The sequence below is a fragment of the Pseudomonas sp. NPDC090208 genome, assembly GCF_044746785.1.
In the GTDB taxonomy this organism is placed as follows: domain Bacteria; phylum Pseudomonadota; class Gammaproteobacteria; order Pseudomonadales; family Pseudomonadaceae; genus Aquipseudomonas.
In genome coordinates, this window is the sequence record NZ_JBIVCU010000023.1 from 57,813 (window position 1) to 79,795 (window position 21,983).

Here is a 21,983-nt window from a genome sequence, read left to right on the forward strand (position 1 = left end):
CATTCGCGATGCAATGTCCCAGACGATAAATCCGTGTCGTCCGGACAGACGTCTCGCGAATGAATTCGCTCCCACAGTGTTCGATTGCGCCCCGCTACAACGCCTCCAACCCCCACAGCACCTGCAACACATGCCCGGTCGAGCGTTCGATGTCGCCGTCGCGGTGGGCGATGCCGAGGGTTCGCCACAGCGGCGGGTTGAGCGGGCGCATGGTGATGCGTGGCTCGGGCGCAGGGGTCGAGGCTTCGTGGGGCAACAGGGTGGCACCGTAGCCGGCGGCGACCAGGCTCTTGATCGCGTCGTTGTAGTTGAGCTGGATGCGCGGCGTCGGTTGCGGGCCAGCACCGGCAAACCACTCGCTGACCTGTCGCGCCAGGCGGGTGGTGTTGTCGTTGAGGATCAGCGACTGAGTCGCCAGCCACGCCGGGCTGATCTCGTCCGGACAGTCCCAGCGGGCCGGCAGAAACGCCATCACCGGGTCGTGCCGCCACGGCTTGATGTGCAGCCCCTTGACCGGCGCCTGGGGCAAGGCGATCACACCGATATCCAGGCTACCGTCGAGCAGTTTCTGCAAGGTCTGCTGCGAGGTCAGCACCGCCACCTGCACGTCGATGCCCGGATGCGCCTGCCCCAACGTTTCCAGCGCCTGCGGAATCAACTGGGCGATGACCCCGGTGGACGCGCCCAACCGCACACGCCCGGCCAGCCCCTGCACCTGCCGCTCGACGTCTTCCAGCGCCTGCTCGACATCGGCCAGCAGCCGCCGCGCCCGTTCGACCAGGGTTTCGCCAATGGCGGTGGGCAGCACCCGACCACGGGTGCGGGTCAGCAGGCTGCCGCCGACCCGCGCTTCGAGATCGGCAATGTGCAGGCTGACCGTCGGCGGCGCCAGGTTGAGCAGACGTGCCGCTTCGGCGAACGAGCCCGAGTCGACAATCATCACCAGCGTGCGCAGGCGGTCCAGACTGAGTTCGCGCATGGGCTGTCCTCACGTTCAGATAAAATCAACATTCAGAAAAAATGAACATCACTGTTAGAAAATTCAACTTTCCCTATCTTACGCCCGCGCCGAAGATGATCGCCATCAGATGAACCATGCCGTGAGGGCAGACCATGAATCTTCCAGTTGTATTTATCGACGGCGACCAGGGCACCACCGGCCTGCAGATCCATCAGCGCCTGCAAGGCCGCACCGATCTGCAACTGGTCACCCTGCCCGCCCATCAGCGCAAGGACGCCCGTCAGCGCGCCGCCGCCATCAACGCCTGTGACATTGCCGTGCTGTGTCTGCCGGACGATGCCGCTCGTGAAGCGGTGGCCAGTATCGAAAACCCGAACGTGCGGGTCATCGACGCCAGCTCCGCCCACCGCACGCACCCGGACTGGGTCTACGGTTTCGCGCAGATCGGCGAACAGCAGAAGCAGGCGATCATTCAGGCCAAACGGGTGAGCAATCCCGGCTGCTACCCGACCGGCGCTATCGGCCTGCTGCGTCCGCTGCTGGATGCCGGGCTGGTGCCGCGTGACTACCCGATCAACATCAATGCGGTGTCGGGCTATTCGGGCAAGGGCCGTGCCGGCGTCGACGAGTTCGAAGGCCCGGAGGCCGCCCACGCCACGCCGTTCCAAATCTACGGCCTGGGCCTGGCGCACAAGCATGTGCCAGAGATTCAGCAGTTCAGCGGTTTGAGCGAGCGGCCGGTGTTCGTGCCGTCGTACGGTTCGTTCCGCCAGGGCATCGTGGTCACCGTGCCACTGCAATTGCGCCTGCTCCCGACCGGTGTCAGCGGCGCGCAGTTGCACGACTGCCTGGCCCGGCATTACGCCGACAGCCCGTACGTCGATGTGGTGCCGATGGACGCCGCGCGGGAACTCGCCGGCCTCGATCCACGGGTCATGAACGGCACCGACAACCTGCGCCTGATAGTCTTCGAGAACGCCGGCCATGTGCTGCTGGCCGCGATCTTCGACAACCTCGGCAAAGGCGCCGCCGGTGCTGCGGTGCAGAACCTCGACCTGATGATCGGCTAACCCAGCAACTCGGCCTTCAACCACGCGATCAGCAGGTTCGCCTCCTCCCGGCGGGCCTGCCCGTGGCGACGATAGACCGACAGGGCCTCGAGCAGATGCACGCTTTCGGCACAGGGCGCGACCAACACGCCGCTGTCGAGCATGCGTTGCGCCGTACGCCGCCAGCCCATGGCCAGACCGTGGCCCTCGACCGCCGCGTGCAGCATCAGTGAATAGCTGTCGAAGGCCAGCCGTCGGTGCCGCTGCGGCAACTCCACGGCAAACGTCGCCAGCCAGGTGTCCCACTCCAGTTGATAGGCCGGCAGCGCGTCGTGGTGCAGCAGCGTGTGTCGCTGCAGTTGATCCAGCGCGATCGGCGTGTCGCGCCCTTGCAGATAACGCGGGCTGCACACCGGGAAGACTTCGTCCGAGGCACTGAACAGCAACGGATGCAGACCGTGGTCGCGGTTGCTGCTCTGCATCGCCACGTCGAAATAGCCCTGAAACTCGGTCAGCGGACTGGCCCAGGTGACCATCTTCAGTTCGATTTCCGGGTACTGCTGGTGAAAATCCGCCAGTCGCGGCATCAGCCAGTGAAACGCCTCGCTGGGCTGACAGAGCAACACCACCTCATTGTTCCCGGCCACGCCGCGCAGGCGGTCAGCGGTATCGGCGACCTCGCGTAATGCATTACTCAGGGTAACGCTGAATTCACGCCCGGCGTCGGTCAGGAACACCGCTCGGTTGCGCCGCTGAAACAGGCGGATGCCGAGGTTCTCCTCCAGCGCCCGAATCTGCCGGCTGACCGCCGCCTGGGTCAGGTTCAGCTCATCGGCCGCCCGGGAAAAACTCTGCAAGCGAGCCGCTGCTTCGAACGGCAGCAGACTGGCCAGTGGCGGCAACGATTTACCCAGCCTATTCATAATTTTCCGTAATGCATCGAGACGAAGACATCATTTGTAGCACAGCCCTGCGCCGCAGCAAGATTCCCCCACCGATAGATGCTGGCCTGCCCTGCGAACACAGGTAGGAGCTGGCTTGCCCTGCGAGCGGACCGGGGTCGCGCTCGACCGCAGCAGTCGTAAATCCGGTAAACGCGGTGTGCCAGACAAACCGCATGCGCAGGTTTTACGACGAGTTCCTCGCCGCTCGCAGGGCAAGCCAGCTCCTACATGTGATCGCGACACGCCAGCGCATCCACATCGCGCCCCCGGAGAATCTATGGACCGATCCCGCTCGACCCTCATGCAAGGCGTGCTTCTGGCGGTGGTCGCCACGTTGAGCTGGGCCTGCAATTTCATCGCGCCGTATGTGCTGCAGGGCTACAGCATCCATGACTTCATGCTGGTGCGCTTCGCCATGGCCGGGTTGATGGGGCTGCTGATCCTGCCGTTCTACCGTGCACAACTGCGCGGCCTGCGAGTGAGTCAGTGGTTGACCGGCATGGGCCTTGGCGTGACCGGCTACCTGGCCTACAGCAGTTGCATCGCCGGCGGCGTGATCTACGGCGGGCCATTGCTGATCGCCGCGTTCGTCGGTGCGGTGCCGGTGCTCCAGGCCCTGCTCGGCAACGCCCGCCAACGCTCGCTGCGCTGGGCACAACTGGTGTTGCCGATTGGTGCGCTGTGTCTGGGTCTGGTACTGATCAACCTGCAAGTGCTGCAACTGCCACCGGCCAGCGGCGCCTCGCTGTGGATCGGCCTGACATTTTCCCTGGGTGCGGTGCTGATCTGGCTGTCCTTCAGCGTGGTCAATCAGGCCGCCATGGAGCATCTGCACACTGGCGCCACCGCCGCCTGGACCTGCCTGATGATGATCGGCGCCGGGCTCTCGGCGGTGCTGCTGACCCCGCTGGCCTGGCATCTGGACCTGCTGCGCCTGCCAAGCATCGGTATCGCCACGCCCGCCGCTCTGCACCTGTATGGCTGGGCGTTGCTGATCGCGTTGATGTCCTCGGTGATTGGCGCAGGGGCGTGGAATCTGGCGTCGCGGCGGCTGCCGATGGTCTTGTCCGGGCAGTTGATCGCCCTGGAATCGTTCTTCGCCACCGTGCTCGGGCTGGCCTTCAACGGTCGCCTGCCGAGCCTCGCCGAAACCCTCGGCCTGAGTCTGATCCTGTTCGGTACCGCCTGTTCGGTGCGGATCATTCTGGGGCCACAGCGCGACGGTGCGGCCTGCACCGCCACCCCTTGATCACCATCTGCCATTCATCCCATCGATACCCGCAAGGAGCCATCGCCCGTGAACGCCATCGCCGACTATCGCCGCTATCCGCTGATCAGCCCGCTGCTCGACGCCCGCCTGCAACCGGATCTGATCGAAGTGACCTGGGCCGATCAGCGCCGCAGCCCGTTCCATTTTCTCTGGCTGCGCGACAACTGCCCCTGCCCGCAGTGCGTGTACAACGTCACCCGTGAACAGGTGTTCGAGATCGCCGATGTCGCACTGGACCTGCAGGCGGTCAGCGTCGAGGTCGATGAACAGGGTGCACTGGCGGTGCACTGGCAGGACGGCCATCACAGCCGCTTCGACCCTGGCTGGCTGCGCGCCCACGCCTATGACGACGCCTCGCGGGCGGAACAAGAGGCGGCGCGGCCACAAAAACAACGCTGGCTGAGCGATCTGAGTCTGCCGGTGTTTGAGTTCGAAGCGATCATGCACGACGACCGCGCCTTGCTCGACTGGCTGCTGGCGGTGCGCGACATCGGTCTGACCCAGGTGCGTGGCGTGCCTACTGCGCCCGGCTCGCTGACCCAGGTGGCCGAGCGGATTGCCTTCGTTCGCCAGACCAATTTCGGCGTGCTGTTCAACGTGCAGTCCAAGGCCGACGCCGACAGCAACGCCTACACCGCCTTCAACCTGCCGCTGCACACCGACCTGCCGACTCGCGAGTTGCAGCCGGGCCTGCAATTTCTGCATTGCCTGGTCAACGACGCGGTGGGGGGTGGCAGCCGTTTCGTCGACGGTTTTGCCATCGCCGAGGTGATGCGGCGGGAAGACCCGCAGGCGTACCGGTTGCTGTGCGAGACGCCGGTGGAATTCCGCAACAAGGACCGTCGCAGCGACTACCGTTTTCTCGCGCCGGTGATTGCCCTGGACGCCCGTGGCGAAGTGGCGGAAGTGCGGCTGGCGAATTTTCTGCGCGGGCCGTTCAACCTTGAGCCGGCGTTGATGCAACCGTTCTACCGCGCCTATCGGCTGTTCATCGAAATGACCCGGCAGACGCGCTTCCAGTTTCGTCAGCGCCTCGAAGCCGGCCAATTATGGTGCTTCGACAACCGCCGCACCCTCCACGCCCGCGACGCCTTCGACCCCGCCAGCGGTGCGCGGCATTTTCAGGGCTGCTATGTGGATCGGGATGAACTGCTGTCGCGGATTTGGGTGTTGCAGCGCCAGTCCTGATACGCCCCTTGTAGGAGCTGGCTTGTCCTGCGACCGGCGGGGAACCCGTCGTAAAACCTGTGCACGCGGTGTGTCAGAACCGCATAGTCGTCAGGGTTTACGACGACTTCGTCGCCGGTCGCAGGACAAGCCAGCTCCTACAGGAAAGCGATATCCGGCATTTTCAGGGGTGTCATGTGGACGGGGATGAGTGCTGTCGCGGATCTGGGTGTTGCAGCGCCAGTCCTGACACCCCCCTTGTAGGAGCTGGCTTGTCCTGCGACCGGCGGGGAACCCGTCGTAAAACCTGTGCACGCAGTGTGTCAGAACCGCATAGTCGTCAGGGTTTACGACTGCTGCGCAGCCGGTCGCAGGGCAAGCCAGCTCCTACAGGAAAGCGATATCCGGCATTTTCAGGGGTGTCATGTAGACGGGGATGAGTGCTGTCGCGGATCTGGGTGTTGCCGCGCTGACAATGCGGAATATCCGTAGCAGTCCGGCTTGCCGGCGGTAGCGATTTCCCAGACGCCTTCGCGGGCGAGCCTGCTCCCACAGGGAGTCTGTGTTTCGCCGGCTTTTGATCTGGCTTTTGATCTTGGGGCCCCGTCCCAGAAGGCCGAACGCAGGCGATGCGCAGCGGGCCGAGCGGCATGGATGCCGCGAGAGCCGCGTGGGCCATGGATGGCCCATTCGCGGCGGGCCCACGGAGCATTGCCGGAGTGCGGGAATGCCGAGCATTAGCGAGGTGCCGTATGGCGGGATAGAGAGCCTTTGGTTACTTGGGGCTTTTCCAAGTAACTCGCCGCCAGGCGAAACAAGGCTGCGTTAGCAGACCATGCAATCCGCCAGACAAACCGAGTGCACAGGTTTTACGACGACTACGTCGCCGGTCGCAGGGCAAGCCAGCTCCTACAGGGAGTGTGTGTTTCGCCGGCTTTTGATCTGGTTTTTGATTTTGATCTTGGGGCCCCGTCCCAGAAGGCCGAACGCAGGCGATGCGCAGTGGGTCGAGCGACAGGATGTCGCGAGAGCCGCGTGGGCCATGGATGGCCCATTCGCGGCGTGCCCACGGAGCATTGCCGGAGTGAGGGTACACCGAGCATTAGCGAGGTGCCGTATGGCGGGGTGAAGAGCCCTTGGCTGCTCTTGAAACAGAGAGGGGGGCTTTTCCAAGTAACTCGCCGTCAGGCGAAACCAAGCTGCGTTAGCAGCTAAAGCGTCAGACCAGATAAACCGAGTGCATAGGTTTTACGACGAGTGCCTCGCCGGTCGCAGGACAAGCCAGCTCCTACAGGTTCGGCATCAATCACGAGATTCGTGTAGGCCAAAACATCAGCCACCGATCAAAAAATTCCCCGGCCGTGCGCCTTCGCCGGCTTCCAGCACCGGCACCTGGGCTTCGTCTTTCAGGTTGACCCCGGACAATTGCCGGCGGCAGGCCTCGCGCATCAGGTACAGCAACTTGTGCGCGGCCATGGCGTAGCTCATGCCCTCCAGGCGCACGTTGGAAATGCAGTTGCGCGCCGCGTCGTTGAGGCCGACCCGGGGCGCCCAGGTGAAATACAGACCGAGGCTGTCCGGCGAGCTGAGGCCGGGGCGTTCGCCGATGAGGATCACCACCATCCGCGCCTTGAGCAGTTCGCCGATCTCGTCGGCCACCGCTACTCGCCCCTGCTCCACCAGCACCACCGGGGCCAGGCTCCAGCCTTCGGCGGCGGCCAATTCGTCGATGCGCTCCAGCATCGGCAGGCTGTGACGCTGCACCGCCAGTGACGACAAACCATCGGCCACCACCAGCGCCAGATCAAAACCTTGAGGATGCTGCTCGGCATAACTGCGCAATTGCCCGGCCGAGTCCGCCGACAGACGCCGCCCCAGATCAGGCCGTTGCAGGTAGATGTTGCGGTCCGCCGCCGAGCTGTGCACGGTCAGCACCTCGCGCTGACGGGCCTGCAGTTTGTCGCTCACGGCGGCGTGATCGAACGGCAGATGCACGGCATCCCGCGCCTGGGCGTGGGCAAACTGAAAATCCAGCTGCGCTGCAGTCGGCAGACTGGTGCCCGCATGGCCCAGAGCAATCCGCGCCGAGGTCAGCGAGCGCAACTGCTGCCAGGCATCGGCCTGGGCCGGGGTCTTGCTGTGGTCATCACGCATGGCCACTCCTTATTTCAATGACGACTTGCTTGAGTTGCGCCCTATTTGAGTTGCGCAAGGGCCTGACGAAACAGCGGCGGCACGCCCTGCCCCAGCCGCACGCCGCCGTCATCCTGACGCAGGATGTCCATGCGCGTCAGCCACGCTTCGAACTCCGGCGCCGGACGCAGGCCGAGGGTCTTGCGTGCATACAAGGCGTCGTGGAACGAGGTGGTCTGGTAGTTGAGCATCACGTCGTCGGAGCCGGGAATGCCCATGATGAAGTTGATCCCGGCAGTGCCGAGCAGGGTCAGCAGCACATCCATGTCGTCCTGATCGGCTTCGGCATGGTTGGTGTAGCAGATGTCACAGCCCATCGGCACGCCCAGCAGCTTGCCGCAGAAGTGGTCTTCGAGGCCGGCGCGGATGATCTGCTTGCCGTTGTACAGGTATTCCGGGCCGATGAAACCGACCACGGTGTTGACCAGAAACGGCTTGAAATGCCGGGCTACCGCATAGGCGCGTGCCTCGCAGGTCTGTTGGTCGACGCCATGATGGGCGTTGGCCGAGAGCGCGCTACCCTGCCCGGTTTCGAAGTACATCAGGTTGTCGCCCAGGGTGCCGCGCTTGAGGCTCAAGCCCGCTTCGTAACCTTCGCGCAGAATCTCCAGGCTGATGCCGAAGCTGCTGTTGGCCGCTTCGGTGCCAGCGATGGACTGGAACACCAGATCCAGCGGCACACCCTTTTCAATGGCCGCCACCGACGAGGTGACGTGGGTCAGCACGCAGGACTGGGTGGGAATCTCATAGTGACGGATGACGCCGTCGAGCATTTTCAGCAGTTCGCTGATGGCACCGATGCTGTCGGTGGCCGGGTTGATGCCGATCATGGCGTCGCCGTTGCCGTACAGCAGGCCGTCGAGGACGCTGGCGGCGATGCCGGCCGGATCGTCCGTCGGGTGGTTGGGTTGCAGGCGGGTCGACATGCGCCCGCGCAGGCCGACGGTGTTGCGAAAGCGCGTGACCACGCGGATTTTCTGCGCCACCAGCACCAGATCCTGCACGCGCATGATCTTCGACACGGCGGCGGCCATTTCCGGGGTCAGCCCCGGCGCCAGCGCCCGCAGGCTGGCTTCGGTAGCGTCATCGCCGAGCAGCCAGTCGCGGAAGCCGCCGACGGTCAGGTGGCTGACCGGGGCAAAGGCCGCGCGATCATGGCTGTCCATGATCAGGCGGGTGACTTCGTCTTGCTCGTAGGGGATCAGCGCTTCGTTGAGGAAGCGCTTGAGTGGCACGTTGGCCAGGGCCATCTGTGCCGCCGCACGTTCGGCATCGCTGCTGGCGGCAACTTCCGCCAGGTAGTCGCCGGAGCGTGCGGGGCTGGCCTTGGCCATGAGCTCCCGCAGGCTGTCGAAGCGCCAGACCATGCCACCGATGCTGTGGGAAAAGCTCATGACACCCTTCCTTCTACTGATACAGATTCACGGATTAGCCGGCGACAGCCGCAACCGTGTCGCGACCGCGTACCACTTTGCAGAACAGCGCCCCCACCGCCATCAGGCAGATGAAGATGCCGCAGATTACCGCGTTGAACCAGACCATGGCGATCAGGCAGACCACCGCCAGCACCAGCGCGATGCCCGGCACGATCGGGTAGCCCGGCGCCCGGAAGGTGCGTTCCAGGTTCGGTTCGCTGCGGCGCAGCTTGAACAGGCTGAGCATGCTGATGATGTACATCACGATAGCGCCGAACACCGACATGGTGATCATCGCGGCGGTCAGGGTCATGCCCTGCAGGTTGACCAGACCGTCGCTGAGGATCGCGGCGATACCGATCACGCCGCCAGCGATGATGGCGCGGTGCGGGGTCTGGAAGCGCGACAGCTTGGCCAGGCTCGGCGGCAGGAAGCCGGCGCGGGCCAGGGCGAAAAACTGCCGCGAGTAGCCGAGGATGATGCCGTGGAAGCTGGCGACCAGACCGAACAGGCCGATCCAGACCAGCATGTGCATCCACGTCGAGTTGTTGCCGACCACCGCTTTCATCGCCTGCGGCAGTGGGTCGTTGATGTTCGACAGGGCACGCCAGTCACCCACGCCGCCAGCGAAGATCATCACGCCGATGGCCAGCGCGACCAGGGTCAGAATGCCGCCGACATAGGCACGCGGAATGGTGCGTTTCGGGTCTTTGGCTTCTTCCGCGGCCATGGCCGCGCCTTCGATGGCGAGGAAGAACCAGATGGCGAACGGAATCGCCGCGAAGATCCCGCTGATCGCCGGCAGGCTGAAGGTGTCGGAGCCGGCCCAGCCGCCCAGCACGAAGTTGCTGAAGCTGAAGCCCGGCGCGACCACGCCCATGAACACCAGCAACTCGGCGACTGCCAGCACGGTGACCACCAGTTCGAAGGTGGCGGCGATGCTGACACCGAGGATGTTCAGGGTCATGAACACGATGTAGGCGCCGATGGCCGCCACTCTCGGGTCCAGGGACGGATACTGCACGTTGAGATAGGCGCCGATGGCCATGGCAATCGCCGGTGGCGCGAAGACGAATTCGATCAGCGTGGCGAGGCCGGCAATCATCCCACCGGTGACGCCGAAGGCACGCAGGCTGTAGGCGAACGGGCCGCCCGCATGGGGAATCGCGGTGGTCAGTTCGGTGAAGCTGAAAATGAAGCAGGTGTACATCACCGCCACCATCAGCGTGGTGACCAGAAAGCCCAGCGTGCCGGCGGTGCCCCAGCCGTAGCTCCAGCCGAAATACTCGCCGGAAATCACCAGGCCCACGGCCAGACCCCACAGGTGCAGGGTTCCCAATGTCGGTTTGAGTTGAGTTGCAGTCATGTGTGTTTACCCCGGTAGCCAGGCGACGGAATGTGTCCGGCAGCCAGAATAGCCACAGAGCAACGGCCAAGGCTTGACCGCAAAACGCGGGTTTTGTCCTGTGCTGTCAAGTTTTCCGGCGGTTTTGCCGAGGTGCGCCAAGGCGGCGCGCGGATTGGGCTGCGTGCCTTATTACGGGTCAAAAATGAACGGCGGCTGCCACCCTACGACACAGTTTTATGGGTCGATGGGTAGCAGTTGCCGAGCAGACGCAACCCTTTTGTAGGAGCTGGCTTGCCCTGCGACCGGCTGCGCAGCAGTCGTGAATCCTGACGACTATGCATACCTGACACACCGCGTTCACCGGTTTTACGACGACTTCGTCGCCGGTCGCAGGGCAAGCCAGCTCCTACAAATGGCCCGCAAATAGCCCGCGCATGGCAAGCAACGGACCGCGTACATGTAACAAGGTACGACATTTGCTTGAATGAAATTCATACAGACCGTGAAGACCGCTCAATGCTGCAGAATTTCCTCTCCGCCGCCGCACCGACCTCAACCGCCGCCAGCAATCGCGGCGTGCTGTCGGCTGCCGCCAACGGGCTGGACGGTTTCATCCTGCAGCACGGTGGCGATCTGGATCAGGTGTTCGGCCGCTCCGGCATCGACCCCGAGCAACTGCTGCACCCGACCCTCAGTCTGCCGCTGCCCAATTACTGCAAGGTGCTGGAGGAAGCGGCGCGGCAGACCGGTTGCGACAATTTCGGCCTGCGTTACGGCCAGCAGTTTCAGCCCCAGGCGCTCGGCCTGCTGGGCTACATCGGCCTGTGCTCGGCGACGCTGGAAGACGCGCTGATCAACTTTTCCCAGGCGTTCCCCTTTCATCAGCACAGCACGCTGATCGAACTGGTGGATCAGGGCGAGTGTTACCGCTTCGACTATCAGGTGCGTCACGGCGCGATCTGCGAACGCCGCCAGGACGCCGAGCTGACCATGGGCATGGCGCTGAATCTGGTACGCCATGTGCTGGGCCCCGACTGGGCGCCGCGTCAGGTAGCCTTCGAACACACCCGCCCACAGGACTGGCATGAACACCGTGACGCCTTCAAGGCCGACGTGTGCTTCGGTCAGGCCTGCAATTCGCTGCTGGTGCCCAAGCGCGACATCATCGGCAAGACCATGCCCGGCAGCGACCCGATCCTGCTGATGCTGATCAAGGACGCCATTCGCCAGCTGGGTGACAACGGCAACGAAGCCACCCTGCTTGATCGCGCGCGGCAGACCATCCTCACGACCCTGCATCTGGGCGAGCCGGTGCTGGAAGAAATCGCCCATAACCTCGGCCTGTCGGAATGGGCGCTGCAACGCAAACTGCGTGATCAGGGCCTGAGCTTCACGCAACTGGTGGACCAGATCCGTCAGGAATCGGCCATGGCCCACCTCAAGCAACAGAACCTCAGCGTCACCCAACTCGCCGCCCTGCTCGGCTACTCGGAAACCAGCGCGTTTTCCCGGGCGTTCAAACGCTGGTTCGGCTTGAGTCCGAAGCAGTGGCGCAGCGCGCAGCCCTGAACCGCCTTGCCTATCTTGTTTTCCCACCACCGTCACCTGTAGGAGCTGGCTTGTCCTGCGAGCGGCTGCGAAGCAGTCGTAAACCCTGACGACTATGCAGTTCTGACACACCGCGTGCACCGGTTTTACGACGACTCCGTCGCCGCTCGCAGGACAAGCCAGCTCCTACAGGTTCAGCGCTAAACCGGACGGCTACCGACGCTGCAACTCCAGCCGCCGCAGGCTGCCCATGCTCAGGAACGCCAGCGCTCCCAGCAGCGCATGCCCGGCGACCACGTACATCGCGCCCTCGAACGAGCCGGTCGACTGCACGATGTAGCCGATCACGATCGGGGTGAAGATGCCGGACAGGTTGCCGAACATGTTGAACAGCCCGCCGGCCATGCCGGTGATTTCCTTCGGCGAGGTGTCCGACACCAGGGTCCAGTCCACCGCCACCACGCCTTTACCGAAGATCGCCAGCGACATCAGCAGCGTCACCACCCACATCGACTCGGTGAAGTTGCAGAACACCAGGGTCGCGCCCATGGTCATGCCGCAGACCAGCGGGATCTTGCGTGCCAGCGACAGCGAGAAGCCTTTGCGGATCAGGTAATCGCACACCGCGCCGCCACACAACGCACCGAGCAGCCCGCAGATGCCGGGGATCGCAGCAATGGCACCGGCTTCCATGATGTTCAGGCCACGGCCCTTGACCAGATACACCGGGAACCAGGTCAGGAAGAAATACTGCAGCGAGGTGTCGCAGTATTTGCCCAGGTAGATCGACCACATCATCGGGCTTTTCAGCAGCACTTTCAGGTCGGAGAAGCGCGGCACGAAGCTGCCCTTGTCCTTGGGTTTGTCCATGTCGACCTGTGCGCCGCCTTCACGCAAATGTTCCAGCTCGGCGCGGTTGACTAGCGGGTGTTCGGTCGGCGGCTTGACCAGCTTGAACCACACCAGACTGACCACAATGCCAAGCCCGCCCATGAACCAGTAGACATGCTCCCAGCCGTAACGGTGGGCGACGAAGCCCATGGCCGGCGCCAACAGCACCACTGACATGTACATCGACGAGTTGAAGATCACCGTCGCCAGACCGCGTTCCTGCAACGGAAACCAGGCCGCGACGATGCGGCTGTTGGCCGGGTACACCGGCGCCTCGATCAGGCCCAGCAGGAAACGCAACACGAACAGCGTGCCGATGGCCACCGGCACCGAGAAGAAGCCGATCATGCCCTGCGCCACGGTGATGGTGGACCAGAGAAACAGCGACAGGCCGTAGACCCGCACCGAACCGAACTTGTCCAGCAGCCAGCCGCCAGGCAACTGGCCGAGCACATAGGCCCAGGCGAACGCGGAAAACATGTAGCCGAGGGTCACCGAGTTGATGCCCAGCACTTCAGTCAGTGCGGAACCGGTGATGGACAGCGTGGCGCGGTCGCCGACGTTGATCGCGGTGACGATGAACAGCATGGCGAGGATGCCGTAGCGCACCTTGCTGCGTACGGCGGTGGCGGAAGCGGCAGCCGGGGCGGCTGCGCTGGCGGTGTTGGAGTGTTCCACATGAAAGCCCTCATCTTGTTTTTATAGATCGGCCAGCCAGAGCGCCCCCGGCGGAGGCGCCTGCAGTCATGTACGTGAAACGGGGAGCGGCTCAGGGACGCGTGCCGACCTCCGCCACTTGTGCGGTCCACGGCTTGACCTGCTCGCTCAGCGACAGGCCCAGACCCGGACGGGTCGGCACCAGCATGCGGCCGTCGCGGGTTTCCAGACGCTCGTTGAACAGCGGCTCCAGCCACTCGAAATGCTCGACCCACGGTTCGGTCGGATAGGCGGCGGCCAGGTGTACGTGCAATTCCATGGCGAAATGCGGCGCCAGCATCAGCCCGGCTTGTTCGGCCATAGCCGCGACTTTCAGGTACGGCGTGATACCGCCGACCCGTGGCGCATCCGGCATCAGGAAGTCGGCGCCACGGCGGTTGATGAACTCGGCGTGCTCGGCAACGCTGGTGAGCATTTCACCGGTGGCGATCGGCGTGTCGAACTGCTGGGCCAGCGCGGCGTGGCCTTCGGCGTCGTAGCAATCCAGCGGTTCTTCGATCCAGATCAGGTTGAATTCTTCGAAGCGACGGCACATGCGCTGCGCGGTCGGCCGGTCCCATTGCTGGTTGGCGTCAACCATCAGCGGGAAGTTCTCGCCCAGGTGCTTGCGCACGGTGGCGACGCGGTGCAGATCGACGGCGCAGTCTGGCTGGCCGACTTTCAGCTTGATCCCGCCGATGCCTTTCTCCCGCGACATGTCGGTGTTGTGCAGCAGTTGATCCAGCGGCGTGTGCAGGAAGCCGCCGGAAGTGTTGTAGCAGCGCACCGAATCACGGTGCGAACCGAGCAAGCGCGCCAGTGACAGGTTGGCGCGCTTGGCCTTGAGATCCCAGAGTGCCACGTCGAAAGCGCCGATAGCCTGGGTCGACAGACCGCTGCGGCCTACCGAGGCACCGGCCCAGCACAGCTTGGTCCAGAGCTTGGCGATGTCGCTGGGGTTCTCGCCGATCAACGCCGGAGCAATTTCCTTGGCGTGGGCAAACTGACCGGGGCCGCCGGCGCGTTTCGAATAGCTGAAACCCAGACCGCGATGACCATCGACGGTTTCGATCTCGGCGAACAGGATGGCGATTTCGGTCATCGGCTTCTGCCGGCCGGTCAGCACCTTGGCGTCACTGATCGGGTTGGCCAGTGGCAGAAAGACCGACGACACCTTGACCCAGGCAATGCGATCGTTATCGGAAGACGTGATGTTTTGTTGTTGTTCGAGCATTGGCAGGCGCCCCTGATCTGTTTTGCTGAAGTCCGTCGACGCGCACATGATTGCGCAATCATTCGAATCACTAAAAAAGGTGATCGACCTGAAAAAGCGATCACCATGGCCACGGATCTTACACTGATTGCGCAATCATTCAAGACTGCGTTTGTCGGCTGACGAGAAATTCCGATCAGAAGCGATCGGTGACTTCATGGCTTGTTTGCCGATACGGCTGGGCAAGTGGGCAGATGAGAGATGTGGGAGAGAGACCTCCCACAGGGTTCGTGTTTGCCGGTAGAGATATTGCGGATGTACTGACCTCTTCGCGGGCAAGCCCGCTCCCACAGGGTCAGGTGGTCAGTGTAGGGAATCAGGTACTGGCGCGGTCGATCAGAGTAAAGCCGGTGTCGACCCGCACGGGGGTGGCGCTGGAGGTGTGTTCATGAAAACGGTCCAGCAACGCCTGGGCGACCTGCAGGCCGATACGGCTACCGTCGACGCGCACGGTCGACAGCGCCGGATGCACCTGCGCAGCGCTGGAAAGATCGCCAAAGCCCATCACCGCCAGATCCTCCGGCACACGCAGGCCGCGACTCGCCGCCTCGGCCAGCACACCCTGGGCGACGGTGTCGGAGCTGCACACCACCACGTCGGTGGACACCCCGCGCTCAAGCAGACCGGCCAGCCCCTCCCGGCCCACTTGCAGCGTTGCCGGCGGCGCCAGCACTTCCATCGGTACGTCTTCGATGCCGTGATTTTTGAGTTCGGCAATCAGGCTATTGCACCGACGCAGACCACGCGGGTCGCCGATGGCCACCACGGAAAAGCGTTTGTAGCCCTTGCTCAGCAGATGGCGGGCGGTTTCCTCGCCGACTTTTTCATGAGAGAAACCCACCAGCATGTCGATGGGCTCTTCACTCAAGTCCCACGCCTCGACCACTGGAATCCCCGCCTGAGCCAGCCGCGTACGGCTCGACTCGGTGTGCAGCGTACCAGTCAGCACGATGCCGTCGGGACGTCGGCCCAGCACTGCTTCCAGCAGTTTCTCTTCCTGCTCGGCGTCGTAGCCGGTCAGGCCCAGCAGCGTCTGATAACCGGCCTGGGTCAGACGGTCCATCAACGCCTGCACCGTATCGGCAAAGATCGAGTTGGCGATGGTCGGCAAAAAGATCGCCACCAAACGGCTTTTGTTGCTCGCCAGACTGCCGGCCATCATGTTCGGCACATAACCGGTCTTGCGCACCGCTTCGCGCACCTTCTCGCGGGTGTCCTCGCTGACCAGATCCGGACGATGCAACGCCCGCGACACCGTCATCGGCGACACGCCCGCGACCTTGGCAACATCGATCAGAGTAAGACTGGCGGCCTTTTTCGGCTCGGACAACGAGCTACTGGCGGCTCTGCCTGGTTTTTTCGGCATGAAGGGTTCCGGATTCAACGCATGGGGACAGGCACGATGTCGCAGAACATCACGCCGAAGGGGAATTTAACAAAGGTAGGGCTGGCGCGCACTCTTGCATGCGCTGGGTTTGACGGCATGCCGACATTTGCCGGACACCACGAGAAAACGGTGGGAGCGAATTCATTCGCGATACGGTGTTCCACACGATGAATCTGTTTCGGCCGGAAGACCTTTCGCGAATGAATTCGCTCCCACAAGTTTTCAGCGTGTCTGGTAGATATCAGTACACCGCCAAAACCCGTAGCAGTCCGGCTTGCCGGCGGTGGCGATCTTGACGACGCCTTCGCGGGCGAGCCCGCTCCCACAGGGAATGTGTGTGTGTTTCGCCGGCTTTTGATCTGGCCTTTGATCTGGCTTTTGATTTTGATCTGGGGCCCCGTCCCAGAAGGCCAAACGCAGGCGATGCGCAGTGGGCCGAGCGACAGGATGTCGCGAGAGCCGCGTGGGCCATGGATGGCCCATTCGCGGCGGGCCCACGGAGCGTCGCCGGAGTGAGGGTACACCGAGCATTAGCGAGGTGCCGTATGGCGGGGTAAAAAGCCCTTGGTTACTTGGGGCTTTTCCAAGTAACTCGCCGCCAGGCGAAACCAAGCTGCGTTAGCAGCTACAGCGATCATCCAGACACACCGCATGCACAGGATTTACGACGACTTCGTCGCCGGTCGCAGGGCAAGCCAGCTCCTACAGATCTTGCGTCATACCGAAACTCATCAGACACCCTCAAATCTGTGGGAGGGAGCTCTGCTCGCGAAAGCATCAGCGCAGACAACACCGTATCGACTGAGCCACCGCCATCGCGGGCGAGCCCGCTCCTACGGAAAATCGCGCTCTGTCAGACAAAGCGCGCACATCCAGAGCCAGGCCGACCGGCCGGTCGCCTCGGCGAGATTTTGATTTTGATCTTGGGGCCCCGTCCCAGAAGGCCAAACGCAGGCGATGCGCAGTGGGCCGAGCGACAGGATGTCGCGAGAGCCGCGTGGGCCATGGATGGCCCATTCGCGGCGGGCCCACGGAGCATCGCCGGAGTGAGGGTATGCCGAGCATTAGCGAGGTGCCGTATGGCGGGGTAAAAAGCCCTTGGTTACTTAGGGCTTTTCCAAGTAACTCGCCGCCAGGCGAAACCAAGCTGCGTTAGCAGCTAAAGCGGTCAGCCAGACACACCGCATGTACAGGATTTACGACGACTTCGTCGCCGATCGCGGGCAAGCCACGCTCCTACAGTTATCCGTGTAACTCGCCGCCAGGCGAAACAGGGCTGCGTTAGCAGACTCAGCAATCAAAATGACACACCGCATGTACAGGTTTTACGACGACTCCGTCGCCGGTCGCAGGGCAAGCCAGCTCCTACAGGAATCGTGCATGGTCCTACGGGCGCCCGATATCCTGCAACCAGTCACTCATATTGCCCGGCAGCAGCAGTTCGTGGCGGGCGCGGGAGCTGGCGGTGTAGAGCAGCGAACAGACACTGGCCAGCGAGTGCGACGAACCTTCGCGCGGTGGGCGCATCAGGTCGCGAGACAGCAGCACCGCGTCGAACTCCTGGTTTTTCACGTCCTCCACCCGCGCCAGAACGATGCCGGTACGGGACGGCACACAGACCCGCTGCACGGTGTCGAGAAAATCCTGCAGGCGATTGCCCTGCCCCAGCCATTCGTGAATGGCCTTGAATTCGTGACTGCCACCCATGGCACTGGCCAGCGCATCCCAATAGGCGTAACGGAAAATCAGGCGATGCTGCGGACGCAAATCCTCGTGGTACAGCAAGTCGACCCCTTTGACGAACAGGGTCAGGTGCTCCAGCGTGCGCGCCGGCAACTGAAAACCGGTGCCTGCCTCGCTCAGGCGACGGAACCAGGCGAACAGGCCCCACTCGTTGGCAACCAGAATCGTCGTCGGCTTGTCCGGGATCGGCATTACGCCATGGCCGATGATCCGCGTCGGATACGGCGCTCGGCCGACAAAACCTTCCTTGGTATCGCTGGGGTGCTTCTGGATCAACGGATCGAGCACCTCGGCCATCTGTTTGCCGGCGCGGATCGACTGGGTCATGAAACGCTGACGAATGAAGCCACCATGGCGCGGCGCACGGCCGCTGAGCTGCTGGAAGTCATCACCCAGGGTGATCACCGCCTGCGGGCTGCGGTCGAGGATCTGCACCATCGGCGCGGTCAGCTCGTGGCTTTCATCGATGATGATGTGGTGGTAGTCCTCGGGAATGACCTCGGACGTCAGCGACAGAAACTTGATGCGGTGGCTGTTGCGGATCGGCAGGCGGATATGCGGCGCCGACGGGCGCACCGTCTCGTCCCACAGACGCCGGCTGCATTGCAGCAGCACGGCAATGTCGGCGGGGCTGGCGCTGTAGCCGAGTGACGGCAGATGACGGCTGGAGATTTCGGCCAGTGGCGACAGGCAGTAGCTGTGCACGGTGTTGCGGCATATCCACGCCACCTGTCTTGGGTGTAACGGCCCCACCGCCGGCAGGTTCAGCCATTGCGCGATCTGCCCGTCATCCACCAGCGAGCTGGCACCGGTCCGCTGCATGTCGGTGTTGCGCCAGCCACGGGAGGTCAGGTCGCGGTTGAGCAGCAGGTTGGCCATGTGGCCGAAGGTACAGGCGTTGAGCGGCATGTCCGGGCCGGCCTGGCGAACCCGTGCGCGCAACGCCGCCACCTGGGCCGGAAAGGTCGCCATCAGCAGCGTGGTGCGCGGGTCCAGCACTTCGAAGAACTGCGCCAGCAGAAAGGTCTTGCCCACCCCGGCATAGGCCTGCAGGTGAAACGACTCGTCCTGACAGCCACGGAACTCATCGAAAATTCGGCTCTGCTGGTCGCTCAGGCGCACGCGCTCGCCGGACGGCAATTGCACCTCGCGGGTCAGCGGTTCGAGCTTTTCCCGCTGACGACGGCCGAAGTCGAAATCCCACTGCCGTTCCTCGTCGAGATAGTGGCGATCTTCGACTTCGTGATCTTCCAGCAGACCGATGCCGGCCATCTCCAGCGCCGTCAGCCCTTCGGCCAGTTGCCCGGCATTGAAGCGCGCGCGCACCAGGTCGGCCAGACGCCCCCCGGCCTCCTCCATCGACTGACCGGCACGCATGACGTCGTCGAGCATGCGTTCGAGTTTTTCCACCGGGGTGGCGTGGGCGACCAGCGACTTGAGGTTGAGCAGCAGCATCAGCGCGGCCAGTTCGGCGCGGCTGGCTCGGTCGAAAAACTCATCCGGTGATTCACCCGCCACCAGCGCCCTGGCCACGTCTTCGCTGAGCGGCAGAAACAGGGACGGCGGTGGCGCGAAGGGGGCGGTGTCACTCATGGGCGGGCAGTCATCCGGGGAACGCATTGGAGGCAGATGATAGGGCAAATACCACGTAAATGCCGATGTATGTGGTCCGTAGAACGACGCCGGCCCGTGGGAGGGAGCTCTGCTCGCGATAGCGCCCGTGCAGACACAACGATGTCGACTGATCCAGCGCTATCGCGAGCAGAGCTCCCTCCCACAGGATGTGTTTGGCGATACGGACGTGCGCGTATCCGGGATTTACCCGGCCATGTAATACCTGTGTGTCATAGCGCATCCCGACGACACGGCCTACATTCGCAGTGAAAAAATCCGCTTTTTGCATCTGCATGTATTTGTCCGACGCACAGATACAGTGCAATACAAAGGCCGGCAGGCAAGCACGCCAGAGCTGGTTAAGATGCGCCACAGGTCATACAGAACGGGGAGTCGAGTCGATGGAACACGTTGATCACATTTTGATTGTCGATGACGATCGGGAAATTCGGGAGCTGGTAGGCAACTACCTGAAGAAGAATGGCCTGCGCTCAACGGTGGTCGCCGACGGCCGGCAGATGCGCTCCTTCCTGGAATCCAATCAGGTCGATCTGATCGTGCTGGACATCATGATGCCCGGGGACGACGGCCTGTTGCTGTGCCGCGAACTGCGTTCGGGCAAGCACAAGAACACCCCGGTGCTGATGCTCACCGCGCGCAGCGACGAAACCGACCGCATCATCGGCCTGGAAATGGGCGCCGACGACTATCTGGTCAAGCCCTTCGCCGCCCGTGAATTGCTGGCGCGGATCAACGCCGTGCTGCGGCGCACGCGGATGCTGCCGCCGAATCTGGTGGTCAGCGAAGCCGGCCGTCTGCTGGCCTTCGGCAAATGGCGCCTGGACACCACCGCCCGCCATCTGCTCGACGCCCAAGGCACCGTGGTCGCCCTCAGCGGCGCGGAATACCGCCTGCTGCGCACCTTCCTCGATCACCCGCAGCGGGTACTCAGCCGCGACCAGTTACTGAACCTGACCCAGGGCCGTGACGCCGATCTGTTCGACCGTTCCATCGATCTCTTGGTCAGCCGCCTGCGTCAGCGCCTGCAGGACGACGCCCGCGACCCGGCCTACATCAAGACCGTGCGCAGCGAGGGTTATGTCTTCACCTATCCGGTGGAAATCCTTGGGGACGACGCATGAAATTCAGCTTTGGCTGGCCACGCACGCTGGCATCGCGCCTGTCGCTGATCTTCCTGATCAGTCTGGTGCTGGCCCATGGCATGTCGTTCGGCTTGCAGTTCTACGAACGCTATCAGAGCGCGATGACGCTGATGCTGGGCAACTTCGAACAGGACCTGAGCAACTCCATCGCTGTGCTCGAGCGCCTGCCGGCCGATGAGCGCGAGGCCTGGGCGTCGCGCCTCAGCCGGCCGAATTACAGTTACATGGTCGGCACCGGCCAGCCCGGCACGGCCATGGACATGAGCCATTCGCCGGTCTCCGTGAAGTCCATGCAGGCCACCATCGGCAGCGACTACACGCTGACCTTCAATGACATCGCCGATACCCGCCCGCACTATCAGGCGCACCTGACCCTGCACGACGGCATGCCGCTGACCATCGACGTGCGCCCGGCGATCACCCCGCTGTCGCCGTGGCTGCCGGTGTTGCTGATCGGTCAATTGATCCTGCTGGTGAGTTGCACCTGGCTGGCGGTGCGCACGGCGATCCGTCCGCTGACCCGGCTGTCCGAGGCGGTGGACAATCTCGACCCGAACGGCGACGGCATCCGCCTGGACGAAACCGGCCCGACCGAAGTGGCCTATGCGGCGGTGGCGTTCAACACCATGCAGCAGCGCATTTCGACCTATATCAAGGAGCGCATGCAGTTGCTCGCGGCGATTTCCCATGACCTGCAGACGCCGATCACGCGAATGAAACTGCGCGCCGAGTTCATGGATGAAGGCATCGAGAAAGACAAGCTGTGGAACGACCTCAGCGAGATGCAGCATCTGGTGCAGGAAGGCGTGGCCTATGCGCGCAGCATGGACACCTCGACCGAAGCGGCGCGGCGGGTCGATGTGGATTCGTTCCTCGACAGCCTGGTGTTCGACTACCAGGACATGGAAAAGGCCGTGCAGCTGTGCGGCAAGACCGGCTCGGTGATCGACACCCGCCCGCACGCCCTGCGCCGGGTGCTGGTGAACCTTACCGACAACGCCCTGAAATTTGCTGGCGCGGCGGAGATCAAGGTGCAGCCCAATGCCGACAAGGGCCTGTCGATCCAGGTGCTGGACCGTGGTCCGGGGATTGCCGAGGCGGAGCTGCCGGAAGTGCTCAAACCGTTCTACCGCGTGGAAAGCTCGCGAAACCGCGACACCGGCGGCACCGGCCTGGGGCTGGCGATTTCCCAGCAACTGGCAATGGCATTGGGCGGCGCACTGACCCTGTCCAACCGCGAGGGCGGCGGGTTGTGTGCAGAGCTGAAATTGCCGGCGAGTGTGAAGTAAGCCGCATCCCCCGCCGATCGTTTTGTGGAAGG

The 21,983-nt window shown here is 63.3% G+C and carries 15 protein-coding genes; 6 read left to right on the forward strand and 9 right to left on the reverse strand.

What is annotated here, in order from left to right; translation table 11 throughout:
* Positions 1–94: 94 nt before the first annotated feature.
* Positions 95–979, reverse strand: a complete 885-nt coding sequence (locus ACIPL0_RS27825; protein WP_400599446.1) for a LysR family transcriptional regulator — start codon at positions 977–979, stop codon at positions 95–97.
* A gap of 134 nt (positions 980–1,113) precedes the next feature.
* Here ACIPL0_RS27825 and argC point away from each other — a divergent pair, with 134 nt between their 5' ends.
* Positions 1,114–2,031, forward strand: a complete 918-nt coding sequence (gene argC, locus ACIPL0_RS27830; protein WP_400599447.1) for an N-acetyl-gamma-glutamyl-phosphate reductase — start codon at positions 1,114–1,116, stop codon at positions 2,029–2,031.
* Here the strand turns inward: argC and ACIPL0_RS27835 are convergent.
* Positions 2,028–2,933 (reverse strand): LysR substrate-binding domain-containing protein, encoded by a 906-nt coding sequence (locus ACIPL0_RS27835; protein WP_400599448.1) that lies wholly within the window; start codon positions 2,931–2,933, stop codon positions 2,028–2,030. The two genes, argC and ACIPL0_RS27835, sit on opposite strands and share 4 nt — an antisense overlap.
* 298 nt (positions 2,934–3,231) lie before the next feature.
* On the opposite strand from ACIPL0_RS27835, the gene ACIPL0_RS27840 reads away from it, so the two are divergent.
* The gene (locus ACIPL0_RS27840; protein ID WP_400599449.1) at positions 3,232–4,203 is read left to right on the forward strand and encodes a DMT family transporter; all 972 of its coding nucleotides are present in this window, start codon (positions 3,232–3,234) and stop codon (positions 4,201–4,203) included.
* A 48-nt stretch (positions 4,204–4,251) separates the two neighbouring features.
* Positions 4,252–5,412, forward strand: coding sequence for a gamma-butyrobetaine dioxygenase (locus ACIPL0_RS27845; RefSeq protein WP_400599450.1), 1,161 nt, complete (start codon positions 4,252–4,254; stop codon positions 5,410–5,412).
* 1,311 nt (positions 5,413–6,723) lie between these two features.
* Here the strand turns inward: ACIPL0_RS27845 and eutC are convergent.
* The 3 genes from eutC to eat are packed head-to-tail and all read right to left on the reverse strand — an operon-like array spanning position 6,724 to position 10,365.
* Positions 6,724–7,545 (reverse strand): ethanolamine ammonia-lyase subunit EutC, encoded by an 822-nt coding sequence (eutC, locus tag ACIPL0_RS27850; RefSeq protein WP_400599451.1) that lies wholly within the window; start codon positions 7,543–7,545, stop codon positions 6,724–6,726.
* A 41-nt stretch (positions 7,546–7,586) separates the two neighbouring features.
* Positions 7,587–8,978, reverse strand: a complete 1,392-nt coding sequence (locus ACIPL0_RS27855; protein ID WP_400599452.1) for an ethanolamine ammonia-lyase subunit EutB — start codon at positions 8,976–8,978, stop codon at positions 7,587–7,589.
* 34 nt (positions 8,979–9,012) lie between these two features.
* Positions 9,013–10,365: an ethanolamine permease gene (gene eat / locus ACIPL0_RS27860; RefSeq protein WP_400599453.1), complete on the reverse strand. Its 1,353-nt coding sequence runs from the start codon at positions 10,363–10,365 to the stop codon at positions 9,013–9,015.
* Positions 10,366–10,863: 498 nt separating this feature from the next.
* On the opposite strand from eat, the gene ACIPL0_RS27865 reads away from it, so the two are divergent.
* Positions 10,864–11,916, forward strand: coding sequence for an AraC family transcriptional regulator (locus ACIPL0_RS27865; protein ID WP_400599454.1), 1,053 nt, complete (start codon positions 10,864–10,866; stop codon positions 11,914–11,916).
* A gap of 192 nt (positions 11,917–12,108) precedes the next feature.
* Here ACIPL0_RS27865 and ACIPL0_RS27870 read toward each other — a convergent pair whose 3' ends face one another.
* The 4 genes from ACIPL0_RS27870 to ACIPL0_RS27885 all read right to left on the reverse strand — a co-directional run bounded on the left by ACIPL0_RS27870 (position 12,109) and on the right by ACIPL0_RS27885 (position 19,478).
* The gene (locus ACIPL0_RS27870) at positions 12,109–13,374 is read right to left on the reverse strand and encodes an MFS transporter (RefSeq protein ID WP_400599608.1); all 1,266 of its coding nucleotides are present in this window, start codon (positions 13,372–13,374) and stop codon (positions 12,109–12,111) included.
* Positions 13,375–13,555: 181 nt separating this feature from the next.
* The gene (locus tag ACIPL0_RS27875) at positions 13,556–14,716 is read right to left on the reverse strand and encodes a mandelate racemase/muconate lactonizing enzyme family protein (RefSeq protein WP_400599455.1); all 1,161 of its coding nucleotides are present in this window, start codon (positions 14,714–14,716) and stop codon (positions 13,556–13,558) included.
* A 355-nt stretch (positions 14,717–15,071) separates the two neighbouring features.
* Complete coding sequence (locus tag ACIPL0_RS27880; protein WP_400599456.1) at positions 15,072–16,121, reverse strand: LacI family DNA-binding transcriptional regulator; 1,050 nt, start codon at positions 16,119–16,121, stop codon at positions 15,072–15,074.
* A gap of 1,407 nt (positions 16,122–17,528) precedes the next feature.
* Positions 17,529–19,478, reverse strand: coding sequence for a hypothetical protein (locus ACIPL0_RS27885; protein WP_400599457.1), 1,950 nt, complete (start codon positions 19,476–19,478; stop codon positions 17,529–17,531).
* Positions 19,479–19,900: 422 nt separating this feature from the next.
* On the opposite strand from ACIPL0_RS27885, the gene ACIPL0_RS27890 reads away from it, so the two are divergent.
* Together ACIPL0_RS27890 and ACIPL0_RS27895 are read left to right on the forward strand one after the other, a co-directional pair.
* Positions 19,901–20,641: a response regulator gene (locus ACIPL0_RS27890; RefSeq protein WP_400599458.1), complete on the forward strand. Its 741-nt coding sequence runs from the start codon at positions 19,901–19,903 to the stop codon at positions 20,639–20,641.
* Positions 20,638–21,951: an ATP-binding protein gene (locus ACIPL0_RS27895; RefSeq protein ID WP_400599460.1), complete on the forward strand. Its 1,314-nt coding sequence runs from the start codon at positions 20,638–20,640 to the stop codon at positions 21,949–21,951. Before ACIPL0_RS27890 ends, ACIPL0_RS27895 begins: the two co-directional genes overlap by 4 nt.
* Positions 21,952–21,983 lie beyond the last annotated feature (32 nt).